Origin of the sequence: Novosphingobium endophyticum (genome assembly GCF_014640675.1) — a bacterium.
GTDB classification, from domain to species: domain Bacteria; phylum Pseudomonadota; class Alphaproteobacteria; order Sphingomonadales; family Sphingomonadaceae; genus Novosphingobium; species Novosphingobium endophyticum.
This window is the reverse complement of record NZ_BMHK01000026.1, coordinates 42,608-49,034: the sequence shown is the minus strand read 5'-3', so window position 1 is coordinate 49,034 and position 6,427 is coordinate 42,608. Positions and strand designations below refer to the sequence as shown.

At 66.8% G+C, this 6,427-nt stretch carries 7 protein-coding genes; 5 read left to right on the top strand and 2 right to left on the bottom strand.

The features are described from left to right. Positions 1-46 precede the first annotated feature (46 nt). From IEX32_RS15760 to IEX32_RS15745, 4 genes are all read left to right on the top strand, one after another. On the top strand, positions 47-442 hold the full coding sequence (locus IEX32_RS15760) for a hypothetical protein (protein ID WP_188772502.1): 396 nt from the start codon (positions 47-49) through the stop codon (positions 440-442). Between the two features lie 155 nt (positions 443-597). Beyond that, complete coding sequence (locus IEX32_RS15755) at positions 598-1,716, top strand: ATP phosphoribosyltransferase regulatory subunit (RefSeq protein ID WP_188772501.1); 1,119 nt, start codon at positions 598-600, stop codon at positions 1,714-1,716. A 199-nt stretch (positions 1,717-1,915) separates the two neighbouring features. Further along, positions 1,916-3,205: an adenylosuccinate synthase gene (locus IEX32_RS15750; RefSeq protein WP_188772500.1), complete on the top strand. Its 1,290-nt coding sequence runs from the start codon at positions 1,916-1,918 to the stop codon at positions 3,203-3,205. A gap of 5 nt (positions 3,206-3,210) precedes the next feature. Beyond that, complete coding sequence (locus IEX32_RS15745; protein ID WP_188772499.1) at positions 3,211-3,708, top strand: L,D-transpeptidase family protein; 498 nt, start codon at positions 3,211-3,213, stop codon at positions 3,706-3,708. Positions 3,709-3,730: 22 nt separating this feature from the next. On the opposite strand, the gene IEX32_RS15740 is transcribed toward IEX32_RS15745, so the two are convergent. Continuing rightward, a complete protein-coding gene (locus tag IEX32_RS15740; protein ID WP_188772498.1) occupies positions 3,731-3,910 on the bottom strand; it encodes a DUF1674 domain-containing protein in 180 nt (59 codons plus the stop codon). A 54-nt stretch (positions 3,911-3,964) separates the two neighbouring features. On the opposite strand from IEX32_RS15740, the gene IEX32_RS15735 reads away from it, so the two are divergent. After that, complete coding sequence (locus tag IEX32_RS15735; RefSeq protein ID WP_188772497.1) at positions 3,965-5,197, top strand: RsmB/NOP family class I SAM-dependent RNA methyltransferase; 1,233 nt, start codon at positions 3,965-3,967, stop codon at positions 5,195-5,197. Between the two features lie 13 nt (positions 5,198-5,210). On the opposite strand, the gene IEX32_RS15730 is transcribed toward IEX32_RS15735, so the two are convergent. Beyond that, positions 5,211-6,281, bottom strand: coding sequence for a choice-of-anchor A family protein (locus tag IEX32_RS15730; protein WP_373285460.1), 1,071 nt, complete (start codon positions 6,279-6,281; stop codon positions 5,211-5,213). Positions 6,282-6,427: the final 146 nt, after the last annotated feature.

Here is a 6,427-nt window from a genome sequence, read left to right as displayed (position 1 = left end):
CCCGATGCTTGGAGCAGGTCCATCCTGACTCCGTGACACCATCAGTGTGAGGGATGACCACCAGCCCATCAATCTGGCTGGTGAGGCAGCCCGTTACCCCATCTATGATCCCGACAAGTTCATCGCGGTGATGCAGAAATGGGCGTCGGCCTACGCGCCATCGCCGATCACGCCGGTGCCGGGCATGACCCCGCGCGATTTCGCGCGCCTGACCATGCCGACGCTGGTCTTCCGATCCGGCAGGAGCGACCTGTCGCACACCAGGGCAACATCGGAATGGGTCCATCGTCTCGTGCCGCATTCGGTGATGCTTGATCCGCCCTGGGGCGAGGACGAATGGAACTATCGTTCGGCCCAGACGATGTCCGGCAAGGACGGGCATACGCTGTTCAGGTCGTGGCCCCGGCTGGTGCCGCTGATCCTGGATTTCATCGCCGACTGATCGCTGCGCGCCGGGAAGTTTCGGACCAGGAAAGGATAATCGGCAGGCGCCTTGCGGTGTGGCCATCGAGGGCGCCGGGCTGGGTCCGGCCTGAGATTGTTGAAGGGTCGAAGGGTTCGACATTCCTGATCTGTCCGGCTAAGGGCGCACGCATCATGCAGGATACCGACCGCGATCTTCTGCCCGAGGGGCTGGGTGACAGGCTGCCGCAGCAGGCCGCCGCTTCGCAGCGCGTACGCCGCGCCGTGCTCGACGTCATGGCTGGCCATGGCTACGAACGGGTAGAGACGCCGACCATAGAGTTCGAGAAGTCGATGGCGAGCCGCATGGCCGGCGTGCAGGTGCGCCGCATGTTCCGCCTGGTCGATCCCGTATCGCTGCGCACTCTGGCGCTGCGATCGGACATTACCATGCAGGTCGGCCGCGTCGCCGCCACCACACTTGCCGCCGCCGCCCGGCCGCTGCGTCTGTGTTATGCCGGGCAGGTCGTGACCATCAAGGGCGACGGCCTCGATCCCACCCGCGAACGTCTCCAGATCGGCGTGGAACTGATCGGGAGCGATTCGGAGGCCGCGGCGGCCGAGATCGTCGAGGTTGCGATCGAATCGCTCCGCGCCGCGGGCGCCACCGGTATCTCGGTCGATTTCACCTTGCCCGATCTCGTCGATGCCCTTTCCGCCGAAGCGCTGCCGCTTGCCGCAAGCCAGGTAGAGGACGTGCGCCAGATGCTCGACGCCAAGGACGCGGGCGGGCTGGTCGATGCCGGCGGCGAGGCTTACCTGCCGCTGCTCTACGCCGTCGGCCCTTTCGATACCGCGATCGAGCGGCTGGCCGAGTTCGACAGGCTGGGCGTCCTGGCCGGCCGCATCGCGGGTCTTCGCGCCATCGCCGCGCGTGTCGACGGCAAGGCACGCCTGACGCTCGACCCGTCCGAGCGGCATGGCTTCGAGTATCAGTCCTGGTTCGGTTTCACGGTCTACGCCGAGGGCGTTTCCTGCAGTCTTGGCCGGGGCGGTACTTATCGCATTCTCGGCGGGCAGGAGGGCGAGCCGGCTGGCGGTTTCTCGCTCTATCCCGACCCGCTGATCGAAGTGCTGGCCGCCGAGGGGGGAGAGCGCAAGGTGCTGTTCCTGCCGCTCGGCCATGACAAGCAGATTGCCGAGAGGCAGCGCGCGATCGGCTGGACGACGCTGGCCGCCCTGTCCGAAAGCGACGACCCGGTCGCGCTGGGCTGCTCGCACCGGCTGGAGAACGGCGAGGCGATCCCGCTGTAACGCCCCGTCATCCCGGACTTGCTCCGGGACCGGTGGCGGTGTTTACGCGCCGCCTCGCCGAGAGGGCCTGCCGAACGACCGCCACCGGTCCCGGAGCAAGTCCGGGATGACGTTTATCGTCACCCGTGCCTTGCCCTCCGGGCCGGACTCCCCTAGGGCGCGCGGCGGACTTCAGAAACAGCAGTGAAAGCGTCAAACGTTGGCCAACGTAACCGTGATCGGCGCCCAGTGGGGCGATGAAGGCAAGGGCAAGATCGTCGACTGGCTGGCAAGCCGGGCAGACGCCGTGGTGCGTTTCCAGGGTGGGCACAACGCCGGCCACACGCTCGTCGTCGGCGAGCAGGTCTACAAGCTCTCGCTGCTTCCCTCCGGCATCGTCACCGGCACGCTTTCGATCATCGGCAACGGCGTGGTGCTCGATCCCTGGGCGCTCAAGGCCGAAGTCGAGAAATTGCGCGGGCAGGGCGTCGAGATCAACGACGACAACTTCGCCATTGCCGACAACTGCCCGCTGATCCTGCCGCTCCACCGCGACCTCGATGGCCTTCGCGAAGCGGCCGCCGGCGCCGGCAAGATCGGCACCACCGGTCGCGGTATCGGCCCCGCCTACGAGGACAAGGTCGGCCGCCGCGCGATCCGGGTGTGCGATCTGGCCCACCTCGACGCGCTCGATCCCCAGCTTGACCGGCTCTGCGCCCACCACGACGCCCTGCGCGCCGGGTTCGGCCAAGACCCGGTCGACCGCGAGGCGCTGCTCAAGGAACTGCGCGAGATCGCGCCTTTCGTGCTGCAATTCGCGCAGCCCGTGTGGAAACGCCTCAAGAAGGTCCGCAAGGCCGGCGCGCGCATCCTCTTCGAAGGCGCGCAGGGCGTGCTGCTCGATGTCGATCACGGCACTTATCCCTTCGTCACCAGCTCGAACACCGTGTCCGGCACCGCCGCCAGCGGTTCGGGCCTCGGGCCTTCGGCGACCGGGTTCGTCCTCGGCATCGTCAAGGCCTATACCACCCGCGTCGGCTCCGGTCCGTTCCCGACCGAGCTGGAGGACGAGACCGGCCAGCGGCTGGGCGAGCGCGGCCACGAATTCGGCACCGTCACCGGCCGCAAGCGCCGCTGCGGCTGGTTCGACGCGGTGCTGGTGCGCCAGTCCTGCGCGATCAGCGGCGTGACCGGCATCGCGCTCACCAAGCTCGACGTGCTCGACGGGTTCGAGAAGGTGCGGATCTGCACCGGCTATCGCCTGAACGGCAAAGTCCTCGACTACTTCCCGAGCCACGCCGGCGACCAGGCGAACGTCGAGCCGATCTACGAGGAAATGGAGGGCTGGCAGGGTACCACGGCCGGCGCTCGTTCCTGGGCGGACTTGCCGGCGCAGGCGATCAAGTACATCCAGCGCGTTCAGGAACTGATCGAAACGCCGGTCGCGCTGGTTTCGACCAGCCCCGAACGCGAGGACACGATCCTCGTGCGCGATCCCTTCCAGGACTGACGGCGATGCGGGGCTGGCGCAAGATTGCCCCGCTTCTCCTGCTGGTGACCTTGGGCAGTGCGGCGGACGAGCCGCTTGTCCTGCCCGAGATCGACTTCATCCGCGTCGACAAGTCCGAACGGACCATGGAACTCTATGCGGGCGAGGAACTGGTCCACGTCATCGAGGGAATCCAGCTCGGCGGCCAGCCGGTCGGGCCAAAACGGTTCCAGGGCGATCAGCGGACGCCGGAGGGGCTCTACGCGATCGACTGGGCCAATCCCGACAGCGCCTATTACCTCTCGCTCCACATCTCCTATCCGAACGAGGCGGACCGGGCCTATGCGGCCACGAAAGGGCGTTCGGCGGGCGGGATGATCATGATTCACGGCCAACCCAACGCCCTGCCGGCGGGCCGTATTCCGGGCGACTGGACCGACGGCTGCATTGCCGTTTCCAACGAGGAGATGGACGCCCTCTGGAAGGCGGTTCCGGACGGCACGCCGATCGAGATCGGCGCCTAGAGCGGCGTGCCGCTCGAGGGGATCAGAAATCTACCGCGATGCCATTGCGCACCCAGTCGCCGTAGCGGGTGGGTGAAAGGTCGCCATCGGGATCGAGCGCGTCCTTGTCATCCTTTGCTCCTAGCGGTTGGGGTGCGGGATCGTTGGTCCAGTGCGCTGGCTTCCTGAAACCCTCGGGACGTCTGGTGGCGCGTTCGGTCATGCGGCCCATGTGGTGCGACTGGCGGTAAAAGGCAATGCGCTGTAGGGCGCTGCCATGGATATTCCCGGCCTACCGGCGCGCCGCGCCGCGCTCAACCTTATCGATGCCGTCTTGCGGCGAGGCGAAACGCTGGATCGGGCGGCAGGCGCTGCGCTGGCGCGAGTGCGGGGGGATGCGGACCGGGCGCTGGCCCGCGCGATTGCCGGGGAAGTGTTGCGCTGGAAGGTCGATCTCGACGCCCTGATTGACAGCGCCACACACCAGCGCTTGCCGGACGACGCAAAGCCGCGCGCCGTGCTCCAGCTGATGCTGGCGCAGGTCCTGCGGCTGGAAACCCCGCCGCACGCCGTGATCGCGACGGGGCTGCCGCTGCTGGCGGGCGGGCCGAGGCGGCTGGCGCACGGCGTGTTCTCAACGCTGGTGAAGAGGCAGGTCTCGCTGCCTGACGTGCCGACCCTGCCCGAAACGATCCGGGCACGCTGGGGCGGGCGGGCAGAGGACATCGCAGCCGGCCTCGCCGTTCCGCCGCCGCTCGATCTCGCGCTGCGCGATCCGGGAGAGACGGCTGCCTGGGCCGGGAAGCTGGGCGGCGTGTCGCTTATGCCCGGCCACGTTCGCCTGCCGCGAGGGTCGGCGGTCGGGAATCTGGAGGGTTTCCGCGAGGGCGCATGGTGGGTGCAGGATCTCGCCGCCAGTATTCCCGCACGGCTCCTGGGGAATGGAGAGGGACGGCGCGTGCTCGATCTCTGCGCGGCGCCGGGCGGCAAGACGCTGCAACTCGCGTCGGCGGGTTGGGATGTAACCGCGCTCGACCTCAGCAAGCGGCGCCTCGAACGGCTGCGCGAGAATCTCGATCGCACCCGCCTTTCCGCACAGGTCGTCCGGGCCGATGCGCTTGAATGGCAGCCCGATGCGGCGTTCGACGCGATCCTGCTCGACGCCCCCTGCACCGCGACCGGCACTTGCCGGCGCCATCCGGACGTGCTGCACCGCATCGGCCCGCGCCAGATAGAGGAAATGACGCAGCTGCAAGAGCGGCTGCTCGAACGCGCCGCCGGCTGGCTGCGCCCGGGCGGCGTGCTCGTCTACGCGGTCTGTTCGCTGGAGCCGCAGGAAGGCGAGGGGCAGGCGGCGAACCTGTCGCTGTCGCCGTTGCCGATCGGGAAGGACGAGTTGCCGGCGGGGCTTTCGCCCACATCCGAAGGCTGGCTGCGCACCGATCCAGCGATGCTCGCCGAGGCCGGAGGCCTCGACGGCTTTTTCATCGCGCGCTGGCGAAAGGTCTGAACGGTCGGGCGGATCAGGCCCGGCGCGTGCGCCGGCGCCAGAAGGCGAGGCCCACAAGCGCCAGGCCGAACAGCGTCAACATGCCCGGTTCCGGAACGGAGGTTCCACCGGAAGAACTGCTGCTGCTGCTTGAGCTCACAGGCGGATCCTCACTGGAAGGCGGGTAGTAGCCGCCGTTATACGTGCCGACGTGCATCTCGCCATTCTGCTGCAAGGTTCCGAAGACTGCGGAGCCCTGGATGTAATTCCAGGTCTTGGCATCGGCATTCGGCGCCAGCACCGATCCGCCCCAGGCGGTGCTCAGCGACAGGTCTTGCGCATCGGGGAAATTCCAGATGACGTGCTCGCCCAGGTTGTTGGTGCCGCCCAGGAAGTTGTCGTTGAGGTTGATCGCGGGGCCGGAGACGTTGACGATCGCGGTGTCCGCGCTGTTGAGGTTGAACTGAATCTCGCCGATCTTGTCGAGATCCGCCGAACTGATGTTGAACACGGCGACGCCATCGGCGCCGGGCTGCGCATTGAAAGTGCCGCGATTGCCACTGATCGCAAGCTGGCTGTTCGCCGCAAGCGTGCTCATCGAATGGCTGAGGCTGCCCATCGAAGTCTCGATCTGGCTCTTCTGCTGATGGAGCTGCTGGATGAATGCCGGGTCCGATGCGGCAAGGCCGGATGTCACCGTGTTGTTGTTGACATTGGTGTTGCTGATCGACCCGCCGACCTGAACCGTTTGCGGATTGCCGTTGAGATTGAAGCCACTGTTGACGTTACCGCCGACGACCGCGCCCGAACCGTTGTTGAGGTTCTTGTGGCCGCCGTTCACGTCGCCGACCACGGTGAGGCCGGGAACCGAGGTCTCCGGCAGGGCCGTGATCTGGTAATTTGAGGCATTGCCCTCAAGATTGCCCCCCACGAACGTGCGGCCTTCCACTTCGGATGTGGACGTCAGGTCGCCCAGGACAACGAGGTTCCATGTGCGCAGCACATCGGTTCCGGCCACGGTCCCTGAGGACGCGTGCGCGGCGGTGACGGACAGGACGGCGGCCATTGCCGCGAGAGAGGCGGCGGATGTACGGAAAAATGCCACGTTTTCAAAAACCTGCAACAGAGGAGAAGAGAGAGTGGCGCCGTACTATCAATAAACTAATTCGAAAATCTTAATTGCGGCGCCGTCCCGCTTCGGTACACCGCCAGCGCCTAACCTTGCCGGCCGCAAGCATCGGTCGGGCATGG

What these genes read in the sequence shown, in the direction of transcription:
- IEX32_RS15755 (WP_188772501.1), top strand. Translation starts at nt 598, where the DNA reads ATGCAGGATACCGACCGCGATCTTCTGCCCGAGGGGCTGGGTGACAGG.
- IEX32_RS15745 (WP_188772499.1), top strand. Translation starts at nt 3,211, where the DNA reads ATGCGGGGCTGGCGCAAGATTGCCCCGCTTCTCCTGCTGGTGACCTTG.
- IEX32_RS15740 (WP_188772498.1), bottom strand. Translation starts at nt 3,910, where the DNA reads ATGACCGAACGCGCCACCAGACGTCCCGAGGGTTTCAGGAAGCCAGCG.
- IEX32_RS15735 (WP_188772497.1), top strand. Translation starts at nt 3,965, where the DNA reads ATGGATATTCCCGGCCTACCGGCGCGCCGCGCCGCGCTCAACCTTATC.